Raw genomic sequence first — 22529 nt, forward strand, 5'->3', positions numbered from 1 at the left:
CCACCCCAAGGAGTCCGTGATGCCCCACCCCATGCTTCGCCTCACGAGATCACAGGCCCGGACCGCCGGTGCGGTCGTGGCCGCTGCCTGCCTCGCCCTGACCACCGCCTGCGGCACGGGCGGAACCGCCTCGGGCAAGGGCAAGATCGTCGAGGACGCCGGACCGCCCCAGGACGGCGGCATCCTGCACATGGCCGCCACCGCCGACGCGCCTTCGCTGGACATCCAGAAGGAGGCGTCCTACATGACCCACGTCGCTGTCGGAACGGTCTACAGCCGCCTGGTCGCGCCGAAGACCGGCAAGGACGTCGAGTACGGCTCGAGCGAGCTCGAGGGCGACCTGGCCGAGAAGTGGTCGAAGTCGGAGGACCTGAAGACCTGGACCTTCAACCTGCGTCAGGGCGTCAAGTTCCATGACAAGCCGCCGGTCAACGGTCGCGAGTTCACCTCGGCCGACGTGAAGTGCACGGTCGACCGGATCAAGACCCTGCCCGGCCACCAGCTCGGCCTGGTCGCCGGCGTCACCGAGGTGGCGACCCCGGACCCCTACACCGTGGTCTTCACGCTCGCGTCGGCGAACACCGCCTTCGACCAGACGATGGCCAACCCGTTCATGGCGATCCTCCCCTGCGAGGGCACCAAGGGCGAGTTCAACCTGGCCGAGGAGGCGATCGGCACCGGCCCGTTCGTCCTGAAGAGCTGGAAGCGCGACCAGGAGCGCGTGATGGAGAAGAACCCCGACTACTTCATCGAGGGGCTCCCCCACCTCGACGGCATCCAGACCACCGTGCTCCCCGACGCCCAGGCACAGATCGCCGCGCTGCGCAGCGGCAAGCTCGACATGATCGCCTCGCTCTCCACCGAGAAGCGCCAGGTCGACCAGCTCCTCAGCCAGATCGACGGGCTGCAGCTGCGTACGGAGAAGGGGATCACCCAGACCCGGGTCTTCATGAACGCCGAGAAGGGGCCGTTCAGCAAGCTGGAGGTCCGCCGCGCCGTCGCGCACGCGATCGACAAGGAGGGGATGATCAAGGCCCTGCGGTCGGGCGGGACGCTCACCGGTCCCATCTCACCGACCCTCTTCGGGGCGCTGCCCCAGGACGAGGTCGACGGGCTGCTGGAGTACGACCCCGAGAAGGCCAAGAAGCTCCTGGCCGAGGCCGGCTACCCCAACGGCTTCTCCGCCGACCTGGTCGCCACCGACGGCTACGGCGAGACCATCCTGCGCGAGGCCCAGTGGGTCCAGGAGGACCTCGCCAAGATCGGCATCAAGCTGACCATCGACCAGCAGGACTACGCCACCTACGTCAGTTCGACCTGGCCCGAGACGAAGTACGACATCATGTACGGCCTGCAGACCCCGATGCTGACGGCCGACGAGTACCTCACCTCGGAGTACACCAGCACCGGCACCCGCAACTGGTCGAAGGTCGAGGACCCGGAGCTCGACAAGATGGTCGCCGCCCAGCGCGTCATCACCGACGAGGTTCAGCGGGAGAAGGCGCTGCAGGACATCGAGCGCTACATCATGGAGAACATCTCCACCCCGCTGCCGCTGTACGCCTACGACACCCAGACGCTCTACTCGGGCAAGGTCCACGACTACTACCCGCACCCGGACTACTCCTCCCGCGAGCTCCAGGACGTCTGGATGGAGCAGGAGTGAGCAGCGGCCCTCCCGTCCAGAACGAGCACCGCCGGGACGACTCCTGCCGCATCGACGCGATCTGGGACGTCGGTGGTGCCCCGCCTCGACCCGGGGAGCCGGTGGAGGTCACCGGTGGCGTCCACCTGCTGCTCGCGCCGAACGCCAACCACTGGACGTACGAGGGCACCAACACCTGGATCGTCGTCGGGGAAGGCCGGGCCGTGGTCATCGACCCCGGTCCGACCGACCCCGAGCACCTGGACCGGATCGACGAGGTGGTGCGCGGGGCCGGCGCCCGCGTCGAGACGATCCTGCTCAGCCACCATCACGGCGACCACTCCCAGGCCGCTCATGCGGTGGCCGAACGCTGGCAGGCCACCATCAGGCCACGGGTCCAGCACGGGATCATCCCCGACGGGACCCGGATCGACCTGGGCCGGCGCACCGAGATCCGTACTCTCGCCACCCCCGGGCACACCTCCGACGGGGTGAGCTTCTCGCTCGGCGACCGCCGGGTGATGCTCACCGGCGACACCGTGCTGGCCCGGTTCAACCCCTACATCTCGCACCCCGACGGCACCATCGCGGACATGCTCGGCTCGATGGCCCGGATCGCGGGTCTGGTCGACGACGACTGGATCCTCCTGCCGGGGCACGGGCCGGCCGTACGCGAGCCCACCACGTACCTGCAGGCGCGGATCGCCGATCGGCAGCGCCGGATCGACCAGGTCGCCGGCCTGCTGGCCGACGGCGTGGCCCGCGAGCAGGTGACCGACCACGTCTACGCCAAGGTCAACGACCAGCGTCGCCCGGCCGCCCGGGCCTCGGTCGAGGCCATCCTGCACTACCTCGACACCCGCGCCGTCCTCGAGCGCGAGAAAGGCAGCACCGTATGACGACGTCGACCCCCGAGGCCCGGTTCGCGCCACGGGCGACCCCGGAGACCCAGCCCTACTGGGATGCCACCGCCGCCGGCAGGCTCGACCTGCCGAGGTGTCGCCCCTGCGACCAGGTCTTCTTCTACCCGCGCTCCTCGTGCCCGCGCTGCGGCTCCACCGATCTGGAGTGGGTGACCTGCTCGGGCAGGGGTCTGCTGCACACCTACATCGTGTCCCGCCGTCCCGCACCGGGCTTCCAGGTGCCGACCGTGATCGCCGTGGTCGAGCTCGAGGAGGGTCCGCGGATGATGACCAACCTGGTCGAGGCGGATCCGGACACGCTCGAGCTCGACATGCCGGTGGAGGTGCGCTTCGAACAGCGCACGGACGTCGCCGTGCCCGTCTTCGTCCCGATGAAGGAGAACGCCTGATGAGCCGCGACGTCGTCATCATGGGAGCCGCCGAGACCGACATCGGCAAGCTGCCCACCACCTCGACCCTCGAGCTGCACGTCGAGGGCGCCCGCCGGGCCCTCGCGGACGCGAACCTGACCAAGGACCAGGTCGACGGCATCGCCTCGGTCTCGATCCCCGGCCCGATCCAGGTCGCGCACAGCCTGGGGATCACCCCGACCTATGTCGACGGCACCGGCGTCGGCGGCTCCTCGTTCCTCTTCCACGTACGTCACGCGACAGCGGCGATCAAGGCCGGCTACGCCGACGTCGTGCTGGTGACCCACGGCGAGTCCGGCCGGTCCCGGGTGGGCGCACCGATGCACCCGCGCGCCAACGACTCGGTGATGGCTCAGTTCGAGATGCCGTACGGGATCACCGGTCCGCCGACGAGCTTCACCGTGCCCGCCCGCCGGTTCCTGCACGAGACCGACAACACCCTCGAGCAGCTCGCCGAGGTCGCGGTCGCCCAGCGGCGCTGGGCCTCCCGCAACCCTCGGGCGATGTTCCGCGACGAGGTCAGCGTCGACGACGTCCTCGGCGCCAAGATGATCGCGGACCCGTTCACCCTGCTGATGTGCTGCCTGGTGACCGACGGCGGCGGTGCCCTGGTCGTGGCCTCCCGCGAGTTCGCCGAGGCGCACGGCAGCGACAAGCCGCTGGTCCACATCCTCGGCACCGGCGAGGCGGCCACCACGCCGCTGATCTCGCAGATGGAGGACATGACCCGCTGCAAGCAGTTCACCCTGTCCAGCCAGGCAGCGTTCAAGGAGTCGGGCACCTCCCAGGCCGACATCGACCATCTGATGATCTACGACGCCTTCGCCCACGTGCCCCTCTACGGCCTGGAGGACATGGGCTTCGTCGGCCGCGGGGAGTCGGGTGCGTTCGTCGCCGAGGGCCACACCTCCCCCGGCGGGTCGCTGCCGCTGAACACCAACGGCGGCGGCATGTCCTACACCCACACCGGCATGTACGGGATGTTCGCGATCCAGGAGTCCGTACGCCAGCTGCGCGGCGAGGCCGCCGCGCAGGTCGACGGGGTCGGCACCAGCCTGGTGCTCGGCAACGGCGGCATGTTCATGAGCGCGGCGACCCTGATCCTCGCCAACCAGCGCTGACCCCACCACCCGAAGGAGCAGAACCCATGGCAAGCACCGACCGACAGGTCGTCATCATCACCGGCGCCGGCCGCGGCCTCGGCCGCGCGCACGCGCTCGAGTTCGCACGTCGCGGAGCGGCGGTCGTGGTCAACGACCTCGGCGCCGGGCTCGACGGCACCGGCAAGGCCGAGGACCCCGCGCAGCAGGTCGTCGAGGAGGTACGCGCGCTCGGCGGCGAGGCGATCGCCAACGGCAGCGACATCAGCGACCCCGAGGGCGCCCAGAAGCTGTTCCAGGACGCGCTCAACGAGTGGGGCAGGGTCGACGTACTGGTCAACAACGCCGGCATCCTGCGCGACCGGATGCTGGTCAACATGTCGATCGACGAGTGGGACGCGGTCGTCAAGGTGCATCTGCGTGGCACCTTCGCGCCGATGAGCGTGGCCGCCCAGCACTGGCGCGAGCTGTCCAAGCAGGGTGAGGACGTGGACGCCCGGATCATCAACACCACCTCCTCCTCGGGGATCTACGGCAACCCGGGACAGATCAACTACGGCGCCGCCAAGGCGGGCATCGCGGCGATGACCGTCATCGCCGCCCAGGAGCTGCGCCGCTACGGCATCACCGTCAACGCGATCGCCCCGGCGGCATTGACCCGGATGACCGAGAACCTCAACCCCAACCGGCCCCAGGTCGCCGAGGGTGAGTGGAACCCGGGCGCACCGGAGAACGTCTCCCCCGTGGTGGCCTGGCTGGCCTCTCCGTCCGCGCGCGAGGTGACCGGTCGCGTCTTCAACGTGCGCGGAGGGCACGTGAGCGTGGCCGAGGGCTGGGTCGCCGGCCCGACCGAGGAGAAGGAGGGCGGCCCCTGGACGGTCGACGAGCTCGACGTGGTGCTGCCCAGCATGATCGCGGAAGCCCGGGCGAACTCGCTCACCAGCGGAAGGACGCCCGAGGCATGAGTCTGGACCAGTCAGTCATCGCCGTACGTTCCGAGCCCGAGGAGCGGTCCTGGACCGGTGCCGACACGCTGCTGTACGCCCTCGGTGTCGGCGCCGGGCACGACGACCCGCTGACCGATCTGAGCTACACCAGCGAGCACGGGGACGACGCGTGCCCGGAGCAGAAGGTGCTGCCGACGTTCGGGGTGATGGTCACCTGGGGCGCCAGGCGTGGCGGGCGGAGGATGGGCGACTTCAACCCGGCCATGCTCGTCCACGCCGAGCAGGAGGTCGTCCTGCACCGGCCCCTGACCGCCGAAGGCACCGTCTCGCTCACGTCCCAGGTCACCGGCATGTACGACAAGGGCTCGGGGGCACTGGTCGCGAGCGAGGCCCAGGCGGTCGATCCGGCGACGGGCGAGGCCGTCGTGACCACGCGCAGCTCGGTGTTCATCCGGGGCGAGGGCGGGTTCGGCGGTGACCCGGGGCCCAGGGTCGCCTCACCGATCCCCGAGCGCGACCCCGACGAGCTGGTGACGATGCCGACCTGGCCCGGCCAGGCCCTGCTCTACCGGCTCAGCGGCGACCGCAACCCGCTGCACTCGGACCCGCGCTTCTCCGCGCGGGGCGGCTTCGAGCGCCCGATCCTGCATGGGCTGTGCACCTACGGGGTCACCGGCCGGGCGCTGATCGGCACGATCGCAGGTGGCGACGGGGACGCGATGGCCTCGATGGCCGGCCGGTTCTCCGCGCCGGTCCTTCCCGGCGAGACCCTGCAGGTCGCGATGTGGCGGGTCGATGAGGGGACGTCCGCCTTCCAGACCCGAAAGGAGGACGGCACCGTGGTCATCGACCGCGGGCTGGCCACATGGCGCTGATCCTCGAACGCTCCTCGGGAGCTACTCGGCCGCCTGAGCCGCGGGCTCGGCGACCTCCCCGACGAAGAGCCGTTGGGCCAACGCGATCGCGTGCCGAGACACCCGCCGCGCCTGGCGCTTGGTCTCGCACGCGGCCGTCATCCTGGCCGCCTCACCGATGAGCGCGGTCAGGATCGCGCCGAGCAGCTGGTTCTCCTCGCTGACGCCGAGGCCGAGCACCTGCAGGTTGCGGCGGATCCACTCGATGTTGCGGCGGCGGCGCATCATCTCGAAACCTGGTGGGCCGTCGCCGGCGTAGAAGACGGGCAGCAGCTCGCGGTCCTCCCAAACCGCGTCGAGGTAGGCCAGGGCGCCTGCCTCGAACTGGTCGAGCGGGGCCTCGACGCCGCTCTTGCGCGCCTTCGCGACGCTGGCGGCCGCCGCGGCGGCCAGCCGGTCGACGTACTCCTCCCACAGGGCGAGGTAGAGCTGCTCCTTGCCGCCGAAGTGGTGGTAGACGCTCCCGACGCTGGAGCCGGCGCGGGCGACCACGTCGGAGACGCTGGCCACCGCGTAGCCCTTCTCCGCGAAGACTTCGCGCGAGGCGTCCAGGAGCTGCCGGCGCGTCTCCTCGGTCTTCGCCCAGCGACGCCCTCCCGGGCGCTGCGATTCGACCTCTAGGGCCATCGTTCACTCCTCGTCGTGGTGCCGGGATCTTCTCACAATATGCGCAATTCCTCTTGACGACGAACCGCTACTGCGTGACTCTTCTCATAGTCCATTCTAGAAAACGATTCTAGAAACTCACTCTAACCGAAGGAGCGGGCAATGATCGACTTCGCGCTGGGAGAAGAGCATCGAGCAGTCAAGGAGGCCGTGCGCCAGTTCATCACCAAGGAGGTGATGCCACTGGAGGACCAGGTCCTCCTCAACGAGCGCAACGGCCGTCCTGCGCTCGAGCCGGGACAGCTCAAGGACTTGCAGGCCAAGGCCCGCAAGTACGGCTACTGGGGCATCAACACCCCGGAGGAGTACGGCGGCATGGCCGCGGGAGCGGTGATGTCGGCGATCATCGCGGGCGAGGCCGGGCGCACCTACGTGCCGTTCCGCTTCGGCGGCAGCGCGGACAACATCCTCTACGCCGGCACCGAGGAGCAGAAGCAGGAGTACCTCATCCCGACCATCGAGGGTGAGCGCCGCAGCTGCTTCGCGATCACCGAGCCCGGAGCAGGCTCTGACGCCCGCAGCATCCGGAGCAGGGCGGTCCGTGACGGCGACGACTGGGTGATCAACGGCGAGAAGGTCTTCATCACCAACGGCAACGAGGCCGACTTCGTGATGGTCTTCGCCGTCACGGACGCGGAGAAGGGCGCCGACGGCGGCGTCACCTGCTTCCTGGTCGACCGGGCGATGGGCTGGGAGTCCACGCCCATCCCGACCATGGGCGAGTGGGGCCCGGCGGCGCTGAGCTTCCAGGACGTACGCGTCCCGAACGACCACATCCTCGGCGAGGAGGGCAAGGGCTTCGAGCTGGCGATGCAGTGGATCGGCAACGGTCGCTTCATGATCCCGGCCGGGGCCATCGGTGCCGCGGAGCGGATGCTCGAGATGGCGATCGAGCACGCCAACAACCGTCACTCGATGGGCCAGGCGATCGCCAACTACCAGTTCATCCAGGGGCACATCGCCGACAGCGCGGTCGAGCTGGAGGCCGCCCGCTGGCTGACCCTGCACGCCGCATGGCAGGTCGAGAACAAGATGGACGCCCGCCACGCCTCGTCCATCGCGAAGCTGTACGGCACCAACATGGCCAACCGCGTCGTCGACCGCGTCCTCCAGATCCACGGCGGGATGGGCTACACCAAGGAGCTCCCGCTGGAGCGCTGGTACCGAGAGCTGCGCCTGCTCCGCATCTTCGAGGGCACCGACGAGATCCAGCGCCGCACCATCGCCCGAAACCTGCTCAAGGGCAACGTCAAGGTGGGAGCGTCGTTGGCATGAGCTTCCTCGACGCCGACCGACTGCAGGAGTTCTTCCGCCCGAAGTCGGTCGCCCTGGTGGGGGCGACCGACAAGTCGGGCTGGTCACTGAGCACCTACAACAACCTTCTCCAGCACGGCTTCTCCGGTGACGTGCACCTGGTGAACCCCAAGACGCCTGTCGTCCACGGTGTCGAGACCCACCGCAGCCTCTCCGCCATCCCGGGGCCGGTCGACCTCGCCTACGTCATGACGCCGATCGAGGTCGTACCGCTGGTCCTGGAGGAGGGTGCGGCCCGCGGGATCCGGAACTACGTCATCCTCACCGCCGGCTACGGCGAGGTCGGTGAGGAGGGCGCGGTCCGCGAGCAGGAGGTCGCCGACATCGCCCGCAGGCACGACCTGACCGTCCTCGGCCCCAACGGGAACGGGTTCATCAACGCGGCCGACTCGATCACGCCGTACGGGCTGCCGATCCCCCCGCCGCTCCTGGGTGGTTCCGTCGGGGTCGTGCTGCAGAGCGGTGCGCTGGCCAGCAACGTGCTGGCCTTCGCCCAGGCCCGCAACATCGGGATCTCGCTCCTGGTCTCGATGGGCAACGAGACCGCGATGTCGGTGACCGACGTGATGAACGCGCTGGTCGACTCCCCGAGCACCAAGGTGATCGCGCTCTTCCTGGAGAGCATCCGGCACCCGGAGGAGTTCGCCGAGATCGCCCGGCGTGCGCTGGCGGCGGGCAAGCCGATCGTGGCTCTCAAGATCGGCCGCAGCGTCAAGGCGTCCCGGACCGCCCAGGCCCACACGGGTGCGCTGGTCGGCGACGACCGGACCGTCGACGCCGCCTTCCGTCAGCTCGGCGTGGTCCGCGTGGGCTCGTTGGAGGACCTGATGGTCACCGCCGGCATGCTCGCCGAGACCGGTCCGCTCCCGGGCAATCGGATCGGCGTCGTGACCCCCTCGGGCGGCGCCTCCGAGATCATCTCCGACCGGGCCGAGGACGAAGGGCTCGACCTGCCGGAGTTCGCCGAGACGACCACGGCAGCGCTCCGGGAGGTGCTGCCACCCTTCGCCACGCCGAACAACCCGCTCGACGTCACCGGCTACGTGCTGCTCGACCGGCAGCTCATGTCGAAGGCACTCGGCGTCGTCGCCGCCGACCCCGGTGTCGACGTCATCATGCTGCTGCAGGACATGCCGCGGACGACACCCGACTTCGACCTCGCGGTGGAGACCTACCGGCACACGGGTGGGGTGATCCGCTCCTCGCCGAAGCCGGTCGTGATCGTGGGCAACGTCCTGGTCGACGTGAGCGAGACCGGACGGGCTCTACGAGAGGCGGCGAGCTACCCGCAGATCGCGGGTGGCATCGAGCACGGGATGACGGCGCTGGGCCACGCGGTCCGCTGGTCGCAGACCTTTCGGCACCACCAGGCCGGTGCTGATGCGCCGGTCGCAGTCGAGGTGACCGTCGCGGACGGGCTGCCGCCGCGCACCGGGACGTGGACCGAGCGTGCTGCGTCCGCGTTCCTGGCGTCCAACGGCATCCCGATGGTGCCGTCGCGGGTGGCCACCTCCCCCGACGAGGCCGCGCGCCACGCCGAGGAGGTCGGCTTCCCCGTGGTCCTGAAGGCGGCCGCCGACGATCTGGAGCACAAGAGCGACCTCGGTGGCGTGGAGCTCGGCCTCCACGACGCGGAGTCGGTCCGCGCCGCGGCAGCACGGATCGCCGACTCCCTCGCGAAGGCCGGCCACGACGGCACCACGACCGTCGTCCAGCCGATGCGCTCAGGTGGCACGGAGCTGCTCGTCGGTGTCGTCCGCGATCCGTCGTGGGGGCTCACGCTGGCGGTCGCGATGGGTGGCATCTGGGTCGAGATCCTCGGTGACTCCCAGCTCCGCCTGCTGCCGGTCTCGGAGGCGGAGGCCCGGCGGGCGGTCGGGTCGCTGCGCAGCGCCGCCGTCCTCCGGGGCGCGCGCGGCCAGGCGCCGGTCGACCTGGACGCGCTCGCCAAAGTGGTGGCCAGGATCGGCGCGATCGCCGTCGCTCTCGGCGACGACCTCGAGTCGCTCGAGGTCAACCCGCTGCTGGTCTCCGGGGACCGGATCGAGGCGCTCGACGCGCTCATCACCTGGCGGAGCTGATCCGACTCACCGGGCCCCGGGGTGCGAACAGCATCCCGGGGCCCGGTCCGCTAGGTTGCCTCCCAATCACCTGTCGAGGAGGAGCTCACAATGCCCACAGCCGCCCTGCGTACGGCTCAGACGATGGCGCTCGCGTTCATGAGCATGGTCGTGGTGCTGGGGGTGGTCGTCTACCTCAGCGTCCCCGACCCCGACCTGGAGCTGCCGTCGACGTACGTCATCGGCGGTCAGGTCGTGGCCGGGGTCGTCATCGCGCTGATCCTCTCGACGATCGGGTTCCGGGTCGCGCCGATCACCCCGGGCACCGCCCCGGACAAGGCAACGGGCGAGGCGCTGCAGAAGCACCAGACGTCGGTGATCCTCCGGCTCGCGCTCAGCGAGCTGGTCGCACTCGTCTCCATCACTCTCGCGTTCGTCCTCAGCGAGGGCCAGCTGATGACGTACGTCATCGGCGGGCTCATCTCCCTGGCGCTGATGGCACTCTTCGCCTACCCCTCGGCGGGCAACGTCCGCCGGGTAGAGGCCAGCCTCGACAGCGCTGGCGCGCAGTCGAGGCTGGCTGAGACGTTCGGCGTGGTCTAGACCGTCAGGTCGATCCCCTCGGCGGCGAGCGCCTCGCGGTAGGCCTCGACGTTGCGCATCTTCACGTTCTCGTAGCCGCGCACCATGTCCGGGAGCTCCGCGAGGCGGACGGCCCGGGCGTAGGACTCCTCGGTGAGGTCGGCCGCCAGACCGGTGACCAGCGCGGAGTAGTGCGCGAACAGGGCACGCTCGGTGCGGCGTACGTGGGCGTGACCGAAGGGGTCCAGGATCGTGCCGCGCAGGAACTTCATGGTCGCCAGGAGGCGCAGGATGAAGTGGGAGCGCGGACCGAAGGTCATCTTGCCGCCCTTGAGGAACGCCCCGAAGATCGGCGGGGAGAGCTTGAAGCTGATCTTGCCCTGGACCTCGGCGCGGACGCCGTCAAGCGCGGCCGGCGCGGTGAGGAGCCGGGCGACCTCGTACTCGTCCTTGTAGGCGGTGAGCTTGAACAGGTAGCGGGCGACGGCCTCGGAGAAGCGGGTGTCCTCGGTCACCGAGCGCTCGGCGTTCCAGATCCGGTCGACGGTCTCGACGTAGTCACGAGCGGTCGCCTGGTTCTGGAAGGCGACGAGCTTCGGCGCGCGGACCTCGGCGAGGCGGCGCACCTCCCCGTCGAACGTCGCGGCGTCCAGCGCCGGCACGACGACCTGCTCGACCGGCGCGGTGGCCGTGCCGGTGACCTTGGCGAACTCCTCCGGCACCGCGACCGAGGCACGGCCCCAGCGGAAGGCGGCGACGTTCGCGCTGACCGCGACACCGTTGATGCCGATGGCCTCCTCGATCGCCTCGGCGGGGATCGGCAGCGCCCCGGCCTGGTAGGCGGCGCCGACCAGCAGGAAGTTGGCCGCGGCGGTGTTGCCGAAGAGGGTCTCCGCCGCCGCCAGCGCGTCGAAGGCACGCAGCGAGGACGTCGAGCTGTTCACCCGGGTGAGCAGCTCGTCGTCGGCCGGGTAGGCGATGTCCTTGTCGTAGACCATCGGCCCGGTCGGCGTCTTGCTGGTCGACACGACGGCGCGGGTGTGCGCCGGGTCGCCGTAGGCGAGGTTCTTGCCCTCGGCCAGGGTGAGCAGGTCGAAGCCGAGCAGCGCGTCGGCCGAACCCGGAGTGACCCGGTTGGAGGGATCGATCGTTCCCGGTCCGAACCGCAGGTGCGCCGTCACCGGGCCCGCCTTCTGGCTCATCCCGACCTGGTCGAGCGACTCCACGCCGAAGCCGGCGCGCAGCGCCGCCGTCGCGAGCACCTGGTTGACGGTGACGATGCCGGTGCCGCCGATGCCGGCCATGAAGACGCCGTAGGTCCGCTCCAGCTCGCCGTAGCCCGGGTCCGCCACGGTCGGCGGCTCCGGGGTCGACTTCTTCGCCTTCTTGGCCGTCGGGTCGGTCTCGACAGCCATGAACGAGGGGCACTCGCCCTCGACGCAGGTGTAGTCGGTGTTGCACGAGGTCTGGTCGATGCGGGTCTTGCGGCCCAGCTCGGTCTCGACCGGCTGCACGGAGAGGCAGTTGGACTTCACGCCGCAGTCGCCGCAGCCCTCGCACACGGCCTCGTTGATCACGATCCGGGTGTTGCGCTGCTCGATCGTGCCCCGCTTGCGCTGACGCCGCGCGTCGGCGGCGCAGTGCTGGTCGTAGATCAGGACGGTCACGCCCTCGACCTCGCGCAGGTCGCGCTGGGCGTCGTCGAGGCGGTCGCGGTGCCAGAGGCGTACGCCTGCGGGGAAGTGGGCGCGGCGGTAGCGCTTCGGCTCGTCGGCGACGACGATGATCGCCTTGACGCCCTCGTTCATCAGCTTGTGGGTCAGCTGCGCCATCGCGACCTCGCCCTGCCGCTTCTGGGCACCGGTCATCGCGACGACGTCGTTGTGGAGCAGCTTGTAGGTGATGTTGACCCCCGCCGCGACGCACGCCTGGATGGCCAGCTGCGCGGAGTGGAAGAAGGTGCCGTCACCGACGTTCTGGAACGTGTGGCCGGCGTGGCTGTAGGGCGCCTGCCCGATCCACTGCGAGCCCTCGCCACCCATCTGGGTGATGCCGACAACCGCGCTGTCCTCGCGCTGCGAGGCGGTGACCAGGGTGTGGCAGCCGATGCCGCCTCCGCCCAGGCTGCCGTCGGGGAGCGCGGTGGAGCGGTTGTGCGGGCAGCCGCTGCAGAAGTAGGGGGTGCGCGAGGTCGAGAGCAGCGGCAGGTCGATCCGGGCCGGGCCGGCGGCCTTCAGCTGGGCGTGGCCCTTGAGCGCGCGGCGCAGCGGCGCGAGCAGGCGGCCGGCGGTCAGCTCACCGTCGAGCGGCACCAGCGGGACACCGTTGCGGTCCTTCTTGCCGACGATGACGGGAGCCGACGGCTCGCCGTAGAGGATCTCGCGGATGCCCTGCTCGATGAAGGAGGTCTTGTCCTCCACGACGACGATCTCCTCGAGCCCGTCGGCGAACTCGGAGACGATGGTCGGCTCGACCGGCCACATCATGCCCAGGCGCAGCACCCGGATCCCGGCAGCCATCAGGTCGTCGTGGCCGAGGCCGAGATCCTTCAGGCCCTGGCGCATCGAGTCGTAGCACGAGCCGGAGGCGACGATGCCGACCTTGGCGTTCGGTGCCTTGACCTCGATCCGGTTGAGGTGGTTCTCGGCGGCGTACGCCTTCACCACGCCCATCCGGGGGCCGTAGAGCTTCGCCTCGGCGCCGACGATCCGGTCGGGGAAGAGCTCGATCTTGGTCGGCTCGTAGGTGTAGGGGACGCCGTCCCACTCGGTCTTCGGGGTGACCGGGTCGAGGACGCCGATCTCCGGGTTGACCACCCAGGCGCCGTCGGCGACGTCGGCGACGATCTTGAGCGCGACGACGCAGCCGGAGGCACGGGAGAGGGCGATGCCCTCCATGCCGTACTCGACGATCTCGGCCGCGTTGCGCGGGAACAGCACCGGGATGCCGAGGCTCGCCAGGGTCCGCTCGCTCACGGCCGGCACGGTCGAGGACTTCGCGGCCGGGTCGTCGCCGACCAGCATCAGCATGCCACCGGTGGGGTGGGCGCCGTACATGTTGGCGTGACGCATCGCGTCGAGCGCGCGGTCGACACCGGGACCCTTGCCGTACCAGACCCCGGTGACGCCGTCGTAGCGCTCGGTGTCGAGGGTGACCGCTGACTGCGAACCCCACACCGCGGTGGCGGCGAGCTCCTCGTTGAGGCCCGGGACCACGGTGATGTCGGCGTCGGCCATCTCCTTCGGCAGGCCCAGCAGCAGCTGGTCGAGGCCACCGAGCGGGCTACCCGGGTAGCCGGAGATGAAGGTGCCGGTGCGCAGGCCGCGGCGCTGGTCGAGGGCGCGCTGCTCGACGAGCATCCGCGCGATCGCCTGGATCCCGGTGAGGAGCACCGGGCCGGCTCCGACTCGATAGCGGTCTGCGAGGTCGTAGGCCTCGAACGAGGTCCCGGGCTCGAACACTGCGGTCATAGGGGTGACTCCTCAATCTGCCGGGCGGCGCTGGTGGTCCGTCTGGAGTGTTGGTCGGGACCGCCCGGGTGGGGGCTGTCCCAATCGACCACCCGCAGGGTGTGCGGGTGGCCTGGGTCACATCATCGTTGATAGAGCCGACGTGGTGCTAATCACCAGAGGCGGGTCACCAGGCGACGCTGAGGTACTGCGTCTCGAGGTACTCCTCCAGCCCGGCCCGCGCGCCCTCGCGCCCGATGCCGCTCTGCTTCACCCCGCCGAACGGCGCCGACGGGTCGGAGACGAGGCCACGGTTGACCCCGACCATCCCGGCGTCGATCCGCTCGGCGACGTGCAGCGCCTCGCTCATCTCGCCGAAGACGTACGCGGCCAGACCGAACTCGGTGTCGTTGACCGAGGCCAGCAGCTCCTCGGTGTCGTTCCAGACCACGATCGGGGCCACCGGTCCGAAGATCTCCTCGCCGAGCAGCGGCGAGTCCGGTGCGACCCCGGTCAGGACGGTCGGCGCGTAGAAGTAGCCCTCGGACTGCGGGATCTCGGCGCGGTGCGCGACCACGGCTCCCGCGGCCACGGCGGCGTCGACGAGGCCGGTGACGGTGGCGTACGCCTTCGCGGAGATGAGCGGGCCGATGTCGCTGCCCTGCTCGGCGGGGCCGACCTTCAGCGCCTCCACGGCGGCACCGAGGCGGGCGGTGAACTCCTCGGCGACGTCGGCGTGTACGTAGAGCCGGTTGGCCGCGGTGCAGGCCTGTCCCCCGTTGCGGAACTTGGCGACCATCGCGCCCTCGACAGCGGCGCTCACGTCGGCCGTGGACGTCACCACGAACGGTGCGTTGCCGCCGAGCTCCATCGAGGTGTTGACGACGCGGTCGGCGGCCTGGCGGAGCAGGACGCGGCCGACGCCGGTCGAGCCGGTGAAGGAGATCTTGCGGACCCGGGCGTCGGCGAGCCAGGTGCTGACGATGCCGGGGGCGTCGAGGCCGGGCACCACGTTGACGACGCCGTCGGGGATGCCGGCCTCGGCGATCAGCCGGGCGATCGCGAGCGCCGTCAGCGGCGTCTCGGCGGCGGGCTTGAGCACGACCGTGCAGCCGGCTGCCAGGGCCGGGGCGATCTTGCGGGTGGCCATCGCGGCCGGGAAGTTCCACGGCGTCACGAGGGCGGCCACGCCCACCGGCTTGTGGGTGACGATGGTGCGGGTGCCGCCAGCCGGCGAGGGACCGAAGTCACCGTGCGGGCGCACGGCCTCCTCGGCGTACCAGCGGAAGAACTCGGCGGCGTAGCCGACCTCGCCGCGGGCGTCGGTCAGCGACTTGCCGTTCTCGAGGGCGATCAGGGCGGCGAGCTCGTCGGCGTCGCGCAGCATCAGGTCGCGTACCCGGCCGAGCAGGTCGCTGCGGGTGCGCGGCGGCAGCGCGGACCAGGCGGGGAGGGCCGCGGCGGCAGCGTCGACGGCCGCGGTCGCGTCGTCTCCTGCGCCGTCGGCGACGTCGGCGACCAGCTCGCGGGTGGCCGGGTTCTCGACGGCGAAGACGCCGTTGGCGCCCGGGCGCCACCGGCCGCCGACGAGGACGCCGCTGCCGGGCTCGAGGGCGTCGAGGTAGCTGGTCTGGGTGCTCGTGGGCGGGGTGCTCGTGGGCGGGGTGCTCGTGGTCACTTGGTCTCCTCCAGTGCGGTGGTGAGTACGTCCAGGGCCTCGTCGAGCAGCTCGTCGGAGATGCTCAGCGGGGGCAGGAAGCGGATGACGTTGCCCCAGGTGCCACAGGTCAAGGTGATGACACCCTGGCTGTGAGCGTAGGCGGCGACGGCCTTGGCGGTGGCGCCGTCCGGGTCGCCGGTGGCCGGGTCGACGAACTCGGCGGCGATCATCGCCCCCCGGCCGCGTACGTCACCGATGCGAGCGTCGCCCGCCTGCAGGTCGCGGAGCCTGCCGAGCAGGCGTGCCTCGATCTCGCGCGCCCGGGCGAGCAGATCCTCGGCCTCGATGGTCTCGATCACTGCGAGCGCGGCGGCACAGGCGAGCGGGTTGCCGCCGTAGGTGCCGCCGAGGCCGCCGGGGTGGACGGCGTCCATGACGTCGGCGCGGCCGGTCACCGCGGAGAGCGGCAGGCCGCCGGCGATGCCCTTGGCGCTGACCACCAGGTCCGGGACCACGTCGTCGTGCTCGACGGCGAACCAGGTGCCGGTGCGGCCGAATCCGGACTGCACCTCGTCGGCCACGAAGAGCACGTCGTTGGCGCGGCACCAGTCGGCCAGTGCGGCGAGGAAGCCGGGCGCCGGGACGATGAAGCCGCCCTCGCCCTGGACCGGCTCGATCACGATCGCGGCGAGGTTGTCGGCGCCGACCTGGGTCTCGATCAGGGAGGTCGCCCGGGCCGCGGCGAGCTTGCCGTCGATCTCGTTGGCGTCGCGGAACGGGTAGGACATCGGGGCCCGGTAGACCTCGCCGGCGAACGGCCCGAAGCCGTGCTTGTAGGGCATGTTCTTCGCCGTCATCGCCATGGTGAGGTTGGTGCGCCCGTGGTAGGCGTGGTCGAAGACGACGACCGCGTCCTTGCCGGTGAACGAGCGGGCGATCTTGACCGCGTTCTCGACTGCCTCGGAGCCGGAGTTGAACAGCGCGGTGCGCTTCTCGTGGTCACCGGGGGTGAGCCGGGCGAGCTGCTCGGCGACGGCCACGTAGCCCTCGTAGGGCGTGACCATGAAGCAGGTGTGGGTGAAGGCCGCGACCTGGTCGGAGACGGCGTCGACCACCCGGGCGGCACTGGAACCGACGGTGGTCACCGCGATGCCGGAGCCGAGGTCGATGAAGCGGTTGCCGTCGACGTCCTCGACGATCCCACCGGCAGCGCGCGCGGCGAAGACGGGCATGGTCGTGGCCACGCCCTGGGGCACGGCCGCGACCTTGCGGGCCATCAGCTCCTGGGAGCGGGGGCCGGGCAGCGCGGTGCGCAGGAGGCGGGTCTGTTCGAGGGTCGAGGGCTCGGTCATGGGTTCAGCATGAGCCTCCACGACACATGTCGTCCAAGACCTTTTGACTACTACAATCATGCCTCATGAGCATGGATCTGCGACTGCTGCGCTACTTCGTCGCCACCGCCGACGCGGGCTCGGCGACGCAGGCCGCCGAGGTGCTGCACGTGACCCAGCCGGTGCTGTCGCGGCAGCTGCGCCAGCTCGAGGCCAACCTCGGGGTGCCGCTCTTCGCCCGCGAGGGCCGGCGGCTGCGGCTGACCCGGACGGCCGAGGACCTCCTCCCCCGCGCCCGCGACCTGCTGGCGCACGCGGACGACCTCGATCGCGCCGTCGCCGTGCTCGCCTCGGGCCACCTCGACGAGCTGCACCTCGCCGTGCCCACGACGACGCTCACCGACGTGCTCGCCCCGTTCCTGGCGACCCTCGGGCCCGACGACCCGGTCGCGATGGTCCGCGAGCTCGACCCGCGTGGCGCCGCCGCAGCCGTCCGGGCCGGTGCCGACCTGGCGATCGTCACCCGGCCGCCGGCACGCTCGCTGGCCTCGCGGGCCCTCGCCGTGCTGCCGGTGTGGGCCTATGTCCGTCCCGACGATCCGTGGGCAGGGCGGAGGTCCGTGGACGTACGCGACCTGGTCACGCGGCCGCTCGTGCTGCTCACCGACGACCTACGCCCCCGACCGCTCCTGGACGCGGCGGTCGAGGACGCCGCCGTGGGCTACGGCGACGTCCTCGAGGTGTCCAACGCCCAGGTCGCGCAGGCGCTCGCGGCCTCGGGCCGCGGGATCGCGGTGGTCTCCGACGACCCGCGCTTCGGCCTGCTGCCCCTGCACATCGAGGCACCCGCCGGACGCGTGCGGATCAGGCTGTACGCAGCCTGGGACCCGCAGCACCACGCCGCCGAGGCCCTCGCCGCCCTGGCCGAGCGGCTCTCGGCGTTCTGCGTCGAGCGCTACGGCGCCGAGGTCGCCGTCCGCTGAGCGGACATCGACGTCAGGGCGGCCAGGATCCGCTCGGTGACCTCCTCGACCGGGCCGAGGCCGTCGACGGTGGCGAGGAGGTCGCGCTCGGCGTACCTCGCGGCGAGCGGGCCGGTCTCGGCGGCGTACACCTCCAGCCGGCGGCGGATGACCGACTCGGTGTCGTCGGCGCGACCCTGCTCCTCGGACCGGGCCAGGAGCCTGCTCACCAGCTCGTCGGGGTCGGCCTCGAGCAGCACCGCCGCGTCGAGCGCGACGCCGGAGCGGTCCAGGATCGTGTCGAGCTCGACGACCTGCTGCGGGGTGCGCGGATAGCCGTCGAGGAGGAAACCGTCGACGCAGTCGCCCTCGCACAGCCGGTCGGCGACCATGGCGTTGGTGATCTCGTCCGGGACGTACTCGCCCGCGTCCATGTAGGTCTGTGCCGCCGTCCCCAACGCGGTCCGCCGGGCGACGTTCGCCCGGAAGATGTCGCCGGTCGAGATCGCCGGCACGGCGAAGCGCTCGGCGATGACGGCGGCCTGGGTGCCCTTGCCGGCACCGGGCGGTCCCATGAGGAGGAGGCGCATACGAAGGGTGACCTTTCTCGAGGGTGGCGCGCTCACCCCCACGATGAGCGCGCCAGATCGGAGGCTAGGTGCCGCTTCGCTGCGATCACGTTGCATCCGCGAGGATGCGACCGGCGATCTCCTCACCCACGCGTACGGCACCGTCGACGTGCTGGAAGCCGTGGCCGGCGACATCGCTGCTGCCGAACTCGATCGGCCCGAGCGGCTCGCGCAGCACCGCGCCCCAGCGGGTCAGCCCGCCGAGGTCGAAGCTGGTCCCGTACGCACCGCCGGTGAGCTCCTGGTGCTGCCAGTCGCTCTCGACGTAGGTGAGCGGGTCCAGCGCGGCCTCGCCGAAGTAGGAGGCCAGCGACTCCAACACCCTCTGCCGGCGCTCCTCCTCGGTGAACCGGCCGACCGCGTCCGCGCGCTCGTCGGAGACGAAGCCGACCAGGGTGCCGCGCGGCTCGCCCTCGGGGGTGTTGTCGTAGACCTCGTGGACCAGCTGCCAGGGCGCGAAGCCGGTGCCGCTGAGGCCGTCGGCGCGCCAGAACGGCGTCGCGTACTGCGCCTGCACCTTGATGACCAGCCCGAACGACTGGTGCTCGCGGGCGATCCGGTGCTCGGCCGGGAGCTCGGGACTGAACCGGATCCGCCTGACCAGGGTCGGCGGGACCGCGAGGACGAGGCGCCGCGCGGCGTGGATCTCGGCGCCGACGTGGACGACGGCGCCGTCCTCGTCCCACTCGACGTGGGTGACGTCCTGGCCGAGCCGGACCCGGGCCCCCAGCAGCTCGGCGAGGGTCAGCGGCACCCGCTGCAGGCCGCCGACGACCCGGCGGTCGAGGATCACGTCGGCGTCGACGAGGTTGCTGAACGACCCCGCGCTGGCGGCCATCTGCACGGCCTGGAGCGCGGAGAACGAGTGCGCAGGCTTCGTCAGCATCGCCGGCCCGATGTAGAGGGCGACGTTGTCGACCGCGACCGGGTCGTCGCACTGCTGCTCGAGCCAGGCACGGAACGAGACGCTGTCGAGATGGGCTGCGTCGTCGAGCTCCCACGGCTGGGCCGGGTCCATCGCGGCGGCGAGCCCGTCGAGGGTCTTGGTCAGCTGCGCGATGGCGGCCGAGGTGGCCTCGCCGACCGGCAGGTCTTCGCCGAAGCGGTGCGCGACCCCCGCCCTGTCGACGTAGAGCGACTCGCCCTCGCGGAAGCGCGGGTAGGTCGGCAGGTCGAGCTCGTCGAGGATGCCGATCAGGGCATCCTGGTCGGGCGAGACCCACTGGCCGCCGATCTCGAAGTCGGCCTCGGCCCCGGGCGCACCGTGCGCCTCGGTCCGCAGCCGGCCGCCGACGCGGTCGCGCGCCTCCAGGACGAGTACGTCCTGGCCGGCCTGCGCCAGGCGCCAGGCCGCGGTCAGGCCGGTCACGCCGGCGCCGACCACGATCACATCATGGGTGGTCATGTCAGTTCTCCTGGTTGTCGGTGGGTCGCCGGCCGGGACGCTGGTCCGGCCGCTGGGCGAGCAGCGGGAGGCTCGGGTCCCAGCGGGTCCCGTCGGCCTGGTCGCGCTTGCGGCGGGCGATGCCTGAGAGGGCCTCGAGGACGACCCGGTTGGCGAGGAACGAGGTGATGTCGGCGTGGTCGTACGGCGGGGAGACCTCGACGACGTCGATGCCGACCACCGGCAGCTCGTAGGCGATCCGGCGGACCGCGTCGAGCAGCTGGCGGGCGGTGAGGCCGCCCGGCTCCGGGGTGCCGGTGCCGGGGGCGTGCCCGGGGTCGCAGACGTCGATGTCGACCGAGAGGAAGACCCCGTCGCACTCGTCGGTGGCGATGGTGAAGGCCTCGGTGAGGCACTCCTCCAGACCGCGGTGCACGATCTCGGTCATCTCGTAGGACCGCATGCCCTGCTCGGCCATCCAGTCCAGCGTCTCGGGCTCGGGCCAGTAGCCGCGCAGCCCCATCTGCAGGAACCGGTCTCCGCGCAACGCGCCCGACTCGATGAGCCGGCGCATCGGCTGACCGTGCCCGATCAGCGAGCCGAACTCGATGTCCCCGGTGTCGGCGTGGGCGTCGAAGTGGATCATCGAGACGCGGCCCTGGCCGAGGTGCTGGGCGACACCGGCGGCGTCGGGCCAGGCGATCGTGTGGTCGCCGCCGAGCACCAGCGGGATGGCGCCGTTGCTCGTCACCGCGTGCACGGCCTCCTGCAGGTCGCGCACCGACCGCTCGGCGTCGCCGGAGAACATCTCCACGTCGCCCGCGTCCAGCACCCGGATGTCCTGCAGGGCGTCGACCCGCATCGCCAGCGAAGGCCGTGAGCCGTCATGGGCCAGGTAGCAGGTCTGCCGGATGAACTGCGGACCGAACCGGGTGCCCGACCGGTGCGACGTACCTCCGTCGAAGGGTGCGCCGAGGATGACCACATCGGCACCCTCGTACGTCGCGGGGTCGGCCCAGTCACACCGATCGACACCCAGGAAGGTGATGTCGGGGCCGAACTGGGTTCCGTAGCGAGCCATGGCGTTCTTCTCTCTCGTTCGATTCTCGTGGTGGATGGATGTGTCTAATCCTCGGTCGGGTCGACGACGAGGAACCTCTCGCCGGGCCGACGGGCGAGGTAGAGGTGGTAGTAGGCGAGGGCGGCGACCACGATCCCGGCCGTGATCAGGACGTCCGTCCGTGCCGAGCCGGCCAGCGCGTAGCCGATCGCGCCGACGACGATCAGCGGCGGCAGCGGCCACAGCGGCATCCGCCAGCCCTGGGCAGCGGGGCCATTGCGACGGGCGCGGAGCGCGGCGATCGCGACGACGACGTACATCGTGGAGATGACCACCGAGGTCACGCCGAGCAGCGCCTCGATCTCGACGGCGCCGGCGAGGATCGCGCCGGGGATGCCGATGACGAGGGTGGCGAGCCACGGGGTGGCGTAGCGGGGGTGCAGCCTGGTGAGGACACCGTTGACCGGTGCCGGCCAGGAGCGGTCACGCGCAGAGGCGTAGACGACCCGGGCGTTCTGCAGCACCATCACGATGACGGCGTTGAGGATCGCGATGGCGATGGCGACGTTCACCGCGACCGCGACGCGCGCGCCGCCCCAGGCCGCGACCCACTGGGAGAAGTTGCCGGAGGCGAGGTCGCTGAGGTCGTCGACCGCGAGGACCGTGGTCACCGTCGGGACGAGGATGACCAGACCGCCCAGGCCGAGGGTCCAGAAGATGACGCGGGCGACGTTGCGGCGCGGGTCGACGATCTCCTCGGAGAGGTAGACGGTGGTGCCGAAGCCGCTGACCAGGAACGTGCTGACCGCGAGACCGGAGATGAGGATCGCCAGGGTGAAGGGCTCCAGGCCGTTCTCACCGATGACGTGCGGCGAGACCAGCTCGCCGGGACCGCGCTGGACGTGGCCGAGCCCGAGGATCGTGACGACCACGGCGGCGATCATCTCGAGGGCGAGGAAGGTGCCGGTGACGACGGCGTTGGCCTTGATGTTGAGGATCGCCGTGGCGGTCGAGAGGAGCATCACGATCGCGCCGGTCGCGGCCCGCGGCAGCTCCACCAGGTCAGCCAGGTAGTCGGCGGTGCCGAGCGCGAAGATCGGCGGGATGAGCCAGAGCAGCACGCCCGCCAGGGAGAACGTCAGCCAGCCCATCGACCTGCCGAGGGTCTGGGTGACCATCGCGTACTCGCCGCCGGAGCTGGCGGTGCGCGTGCCGAGCTCGGCGTAGCACGCGGCGATCGCGATCGAGACCGCGAAGCCCGCGACGACGGCCAGCACCGCGCCGCTCCCCTGGGTCGCGAACAGCTCCGGGACGATGATGAACAGGCTCGAGGCGGGCGTGATGCACGAGAGCACCAGCAGGACGGCGGCGCCGGGTCCGAGCACCCGGGCGAGCCGGGCCCGTTCCTGCGCCGGCTTCACCTCGTCCGGGCTCGCCTCGTCCGGGCTCACCTGCATGGATTCGATCATCGCGGGTCTCCTTGGAATGAGGGT

18 protein-coding genes are annotated in these 22529 nt (G+C 70.9%); 10 read left to right on the forward strand and 8 right to left on the reverse strand.

From position 1 onward, the window contains the following. Positions 1-19 precede the first annotated feature (19 nt). Genes ACIRON_RS20380 through ACIRON_RS20405 form a run of 6 tightly spaced genes read left to right on the forward strand, consistent with a single transcriptional unit; the run spans position 20 to position 5900 of the window. On the forward strand, positions 20-1666 hold the full coding sequence (locus ACIRON_RS20380; RefSeq protein WP_402994880.1) for an ABC transporter substrate-binding protein: 1647 nt from the start codon (positions 20-22) through the stop codon (positions 1664-1666). Then, on the forward strand, positions 1663-2544 hold the full coding sequence (locus tag ACIRON_RS20385; RefSeq protein ID WP_402994882.1) for an MBL fold metallo-hydrolase: 882 nt from the start codon (positions 1663-1665) through the stop codon (positions 2542-2544). The genes ACIRON_RS20380 and ACIRON_RS20385 overlap by 4 nt, the downstream gene beginning before the upstream one ends. Then, positions 2541-2957, forward strand: coding sequence for a Zn-ribbon domain-containing OB-fold protein (locus tag ACIRON_RS20390; protein ID WP_402994884.1), 417 nt, complete (start codon positions 2541-2543; stop codon positions 2955-2957). Before ACIRON_RS20385 ends, ACIRON_RS20390 begins: the two co-directional genes overlap by 4 nt. Continuing rightward, complete coding sequence (locus ACIRON_RS20395) at positions 2957-4099, forward strand: thiolase C-terminal domain-containing protein (protein ID WP_402994886.1); 1143 nt, start codon at positions 2957-2959, stop codon at positions 4097-4099. Before ACIRON_RS20390 ends, ACIRON_RS20395 begins: the two co-directional genes overlap by 1 nt. 26 nt (positions 4100-4125) lie before the next feature. Next, the gene (locus ACIRON_RS20400; RefSeq protein WP_402994888.1) at positions 4126-5043 is read left to right on the forward strand and encodes an SDR family oxidoreductase; all 918 of its coding nucleotides are present in this window, start codon (positions 4126-4128) and stop codon (positions 5041-5043) included. Next, complete coding sequence (locus tag ACIRON_RS20405) at positions 5040-5900, forward strand: MaoC/PaaZ C-terminal domain-containing protein (protein ID WP_402994890.1); 861 nt, start codon at positions 5040-5042, stop codon at positions 5898-5900. The genes ACIRON_RS20400 and ACIRON_RS20405 overlap by 4 nt, the downstream gene beginning before the upstream one ends. Before the next feature lie 21 nt (positions 5901-5921). Here the strand turns inward: ACIRON_RS20405 and ACIRON_RS20410 are convergent, their stop codons facing one another. Further along, positions 5922-6566 carry a TetR/AcrR family transcriptional regulator gene (locus ACIRON_RS20410; protein ID WP_378728212.1) on the reverse strand — a complete coding sequence of 215 codons (645 nt, stop codon included), beginning with the start codon at positions 6564-6566 and terminating at the stop codon, positions 5922-5924. Positions 6567-6707: 141 nt separating this feature from the next. On the opposite strand from ACIRON_RS20410, the gene ACIRON_RS20415 reads away from it, so the two are divergent. From ACIRON_RS20415 to ACIRON_RS20425, 3 genes are all read left to right on the forward strand, one after another. After that, positions 6708-7880, forward strand: a complete 1173-nt coding sequence (locus ACIRON_RS20415; protein WP_402994893.1) for an acyl-CoA dehydrogenase family protein — start codon at positions 6708-6710, stop codon at positions 7878-7880. After that, the gene (locus ACIRON_RS20420) at positions 7877-10000 is read left to right on the forward strand and encodes an acetate--CoA ligase family protein (protein WP_402994895.1); all 2124 of its coding nucleotides are present in this window, start codon (positions 7877-7879) and stop codon (positions 9998-10000) included. The genes ACIRON_RS20415 and ACIRON_RS20420 overlap by 4 nt, the downstream gene beginning before the upstream one ends. Positions 10001-10090: 90 nt before the next feature. After that, on the forward strand, positions 10091-10582 hold the full coding sequence (locus ACIRON_RS20425; RefSeq protein ID WP_402994897.1) for a hypothetical protein: 492 nt from the start codon (positions 10091-10093) through the stop codon (positions 10580-10582). Here the strand turns inward: ACIRON_RS20425 and ACIRON_RS20430 are convergent. From ACIRON_RS20430 to gabT, 3 genes are all read right to left on the reverse strand, one after another. After that, entirely contained in the window at positions 10579-14031 is a 3453-nt protein-coding gene (locus ACIRON_RS20430; protein ID WP_402994899.1) for an indolepyruvate ferredoxin oxidoreductase family protein, read from the reverse strand. The two genes, ACIRON_RS20425 and ACIRON_RS20430, sit on opposite strands and share 4 nt — an antisense overlap. Positions 14032-14197: 166 nt before the next feature. Beyond that, positions 14198-15688, reverse strand: coding sequence for an NAD-dependent succinate-semialdehyde dehydrogenase (locus ACIRON_RS20435; RefSeq protein WP_402994901.1), 1491 nt, complete (start codon positions 15686-15688; stop codon positions 14198-14200). Next, entirely contained in the window at positions 15685-17022 is a 1338-nt protein-coding gene (gabT, locus tag ACIRON_RS20440; RefSeq protein WP_402994903.1) for a 4-aminobutyrate--2-oxoglutarate transaminase, read from the reverse strand. The genes ACIRON_RS20435 and gabT overlap by 4 nt, the downstream gene beginning before the upstream one ends. Before the next feature lie 65 nt (positions 17023-17087). Here gabT and ACIRON_RS20445 point away from each other — a divergent pair, with 65 nt between their 5' ends. After that, a complete protein-coding gene (locus ACIRON_RS20445; protein ID WP_402994905.1) occupies positions 17088-17984 on the forward strand; it encodes a LysR family transcriptional regulator in 897 nt (298 codons plus the stop codon). Here ACIRON_RS20445 and ACIRON_RS20450 read toward each other — a convergent pair. The 4 genes from ACIRON_RS20450 to ACIRON_RS20465 all read right to left on the reverse strand — a co-directional run bounded on the left by ACIRON_RS20450 (position 17957) and on the right by ACIRON_RS20465 (position 22505). Then, positions 17957-18553, reverse strand: coding sequence for an adenylate kinase (locus tag ACIRON_RS20450; protein WP_402994907.1), 597 nt, complete (start codon positions 18551-18553; stop codon positions 17957-17959). The two genes, ACIRON_RS20445 and ACIRON_RS20450, sit on opposite strands and share 28 nt — an antisense overlap. Before the next feature lie 85 nt (positions 18554-18638). Next, the gene (locus tag ACIRON_RS20455; protein ID WP_402994909.1) at positions 18639-19997 is read right to left on the reverse strand and encodes a flavin monoamine oxidase family protein; all 1359 of its coding nucleotides are present in this window, start codon (positions 19995-19997) and stop codon (positions 18639-18641) included. A gap of 1 nt (position 19998) precedes the next feature. Then, a complete protein-coding gene (gene speB / locus ACIRON_RS20460; protein ID WP_402994911.1) occupies positions 19999-21057 on the reverse strand; it encodes an agmatinase in 1059 nt (352 codons plus the stop codon). A 44-nt stretch (positions 21058-21101) separates the two neighbouring features. Further along, positions 21102-22505, reverse strand: a complete 1404-nt coding sequence (locus ACIRON_RS20465; protein WP_402994913.1) for an APC family permease — start codon at positions 22503-22505, stop codon at positions 21102-21104. Between the last annotated feature and the right edge of the window lie 24 nt (positions 22506-22529).

The organism is Nocardioides sp. NPDC101246 (genome assembly GCF_044767415.1).
Classification (GTDB): Bacteria; Actinomycetota; Actinomycetes; order Propionibacteriales; family Nocardioidaceae; genus Nocardioides.